This is a genomic window from Sphingomonas sp. CCH9-F2 (genome assembly GCF_001556735.1).
GTDB classification, from domain to species: domain Bacteria; phylum Pseudomonadota; class Alphaproteobacteria; order Sphingomonadales; family Sphingomonadaceae; genus Sphingomonas; species Sphingomonas ginsenosidimutans.
In genome coordinates, this window is sequence record NZ_LSJO01000366.1 from 1 (window position 1) to 2,526 (window position 2,526).

The following is a 2,526-nucleotide window of genomic DNA, read 5'->3' on the forward strand; positions in this document are numbered from 1 at the left end:
AGCTTGCGGTATCCCGCCGATCCCACCTGCACCACATTGGCGATGGCGCGGATCGGGCTGATCGACTTCAACACCGCGTCGATCTGCTGGTCGATCTCGCGCGGGATGGCAAAGCCGCCCTGGTCGCCGGTCGTGCCGGTGAACGCCTTCATCTCGATCGTCGCGCCGGTGCGGACGAAGCCGTCGAACGCGGCATTGCCCATGGCGCGCGCGCCCTCCAGCACCGGGCGTGCTTCCACCGTATCGTTCATCACCTTCTCCTTCGGAAATGCCCGCTAGCCGGGCAGCAGTCGGCAGCGCCGCGGCGCCGCCGGATTCAATCCTCGCTGATCGCCGCGATCCGCGCGGCGGGCTGCATCGGCACCGCCACCAGACTGATCTCGGCAAGGTCGGCGGCGCGGATCTCGCGCCACGCGCCTTGCGTCACGCGCCGCACGCGATAGCCGACCGACAGCGCCGGCAACGCGCCGCTGCGCACCGCGCGCGCCACGCCCGGATCGTCGATCCGCGCCGCGATGCGCAGGCCGCGCGCATCCTCGTGCATTTCCAGCACCGCACCCACCGGCGCCCCGCGATGCTGGAGCAGCAGCGGCACCGTCCCCGCCCCGGCGAAGGCGCCCGCGCGGAACACGTCGCCCGCGCGGTCGACCCGGTCGTAGACCGCGGCATAGCCCGCGATCCGCATCACTTGACCCACTCGCCGAACCCCAGCTTGACCGCCAGCCCGACCAGCAGCAGCGCCCACACCATCCGCACCACCCAGGCGACGCTGGCGCGCCATGCCGACGATTTCGCCGTGCGCCACGCCTTCAACAGCTCGCGCAGCTCGGCGACGTCGCCCGCCGCGCCCTCGTCGGCCAGCCCCAGCCGCGTCAGCGCGCGCGTCGCGCCCAGCTCGCCGGCTTCCTCCGCGATCGCGCGCAGCACCGCCATGTCGCCGCCGCGCGCCTGTTCCTGCGCCAGCAGCTGCGCCAGCACCGCCCCGTTCCCGCGCGCGCTCATGACCAGTCCACCATCTGGCGCTTTTCGTCGCGCGAGAGGAAATCGGCCGCGGCGACCATCCGCCACAATCGCTCGCGATCCTCGACCAGCGCGGGCACACGATCCAGGTCGACCTCCAGCGTGGCATCGGCGAACCACGGCGCCAGCCCGTCGCGCACCCCGGTCAGGATCGCGCCCGCCAGCGGCAGCACGGTCAGCCGCCACAAGGCGCGATTGGCCTCGCGATAATTGGCGTGGGTGCTGTCGCCGGGCAGACCCAGCAGCATCGGCGGCACCCCGAACGCCAGCGCGATCTCGCGCGCGGCCGCCGCCTTGGTGCCGGCGAAATCCATGTCGGCGGGGGTCAGGCTCATCGCCTGCCATTTCAGCCCGCCTTCCAGCAGCATCGGGCGCCCGGCATTGGCCGCGCCGGCGAAGCCCTGCTCCATCTCCTCGCGCAGGCGACGGAACTGGTCGGGCGACAGCACCGATCCGTCGCCCGCGTCATAGACCAGCGCACCGGACGGGCGCGCCGCATTGTCCAGCAACGCCTTGCTCCACGACGATGCGGCATTGTGGATCGCGATCGCCCCCGATGCCGCGCCCAGGCATCCCAGCCCGTAATGGTCGTCGACCGGGTTGAAGCGGCGGACATGGATCACCGCCGTCGGGTCGAGCCGCGTCGCGCGGACGCCCACGCGGTACAGATACGCCGCCGGCCACCCGTCCGCGCCCAGCTCCGCCGTCACCCGTTCGGGGCGCAGCGGGAACAGCGCCGCCACCGCGCCGCCCGCATCGCGCAGGATCTGGATGAAGGCATTGCCGTGCAGCAGGGTTTGCGCCGCCACCGCCTCCAGCAGCCCCGGCGCCCCGGCCAGCGCGCCCAGCGCCGGGTCGCTCGCGTCCAGCGGCGCGCCGCCGACCGCCTCGGCGACCAGCCGCACCGCGCGCTGCGCCACCGCATTGGCGCAGTAACCGGCGCGCACCTGCGCCTCATACCCTTGCGGCCACACCCCGATCGGCGCCGCGACCCCCGCCGCACGCGCCAACGCCGGACGCGCGCCATCGCGCCCGGATTTCCACCCGAACCAAGCCATCGGCCACTCTCCATGATGATAAAGCCGCCCGCGCACCACGCGGACCGGCAACCCCACCGGCGTTCCCGCGAACGCCGGAACAGCGGGTCAAACAGAACGACGTCCGTTGGCTCACGCCACCCGGGCTCCGGCGTGCACAACAGCACCGCACGGCGCGCGGCCATCAGCCACAAACCCCACCGTGTTCCGGCGAAGGCCGGAACCCAGGGCCATGCAGGACAACACCGGCAAGCGAGCGCACGCCGCCCGCTACATCACCGCCACGCGCGCCTCGCCCTGCCGGTCCAGCATCAGCGCGGTCAGCGCCCAGATGCACGCGTCGGCGCGGTCCGGCGATCGCCCCGGCCCGTCATAGCCGCCGCCGATCGACAGCCCCGCCAGTTCGTCCTCCAGCGCCGGGAACGCCCGCGCGTGCCACACCCGCCGCGCTCTACGAACTGCGGCGGGG

4 protein-coding genes and 1 pseudogene are annotated in these 2,526 nt (G+C 73.0%); all 5 read right to left on the reverse strand.

Features of this window, described 5'->3' with window-relative positions; genetic code table 11:
* A partial coding sequence (locus AX685_RS10595) for a phage major capsid protein (protein WP_156445765.1) occupies nucleotides 1-251 on the reverse strand: 251 nt, incomplete at its 3' end.
* Nucleotides 252-316: 65 nt separating this feature from the next.
* The gene (locus tag AX685_RS10600; protein WP_066488390.1) at nucleotides 317-685 is read right to left on the reverse strand and encodes an HK97 family phage prohead protease; all 369 of its coding nucleotides are present in this window, start codon (nucleotides 683-685) and stop codon (nucleotides 317-319) included.
* On the reverse strand, nucleotides 685-1,002 hold the full coding sequence (locus AX685_RS10605) for a DUF6127 family protein (protein WP_066488393.1): 318 nt from the start codon (nucleotides 1,000-1,002) through the stop codon (nucleotides 685-687). Before AX685_RS10605 ends, AX685_RS10600 begins: the two co-directional genes overlap by 1 nt.
* Nucleotides 999-2,078 (reverse strand): phage portal protein, encoded by a 1,080-nt coding sequence (locus tag AX685_RS10610; RefSeq protein ID WP_066488395.1) that lies wholly within the window; start codon nucleotides 2,076-2,078, stop codon nucleotides 999-1,001. The genes AX685_RS10605 and AX685_RS10610 overlap by 4 nt, the downstream gene beginning before the upstream one ends.
* Before the next feature lie 249 nt (nucleotides 2,079-2,327).
* A pseudogene (locus AX685_RS21005) lies at nucleotides 2,328-2,526 on the reverse strand (ATP-binding protein); the annotation flags it as partial.

Coding starts and splice junctions, on each gene's coding strand:
- AX685_RS10600 (WP_066488390.1), bottom strand. CDS start 685: ATGCGGATCGCGGGCTATGCCGCGGTCTACGACCGGGTCGACCGCGCG.
- AX685_RS10605 (WP_066488393.1), bottom strand. CDS start 1,002: ATGAGCGCGCGCGGGAACGGGGCGGTGCTGGCGCAGCTGCTGGCGCAG.
- AX685_RS10610 (WP_066488395.1), bottom strand. CDS start 2,078: ATGGCTTGGTTCGGGTGGAAATCCGGGCGCGATGGCGCGCGTCCGGCG.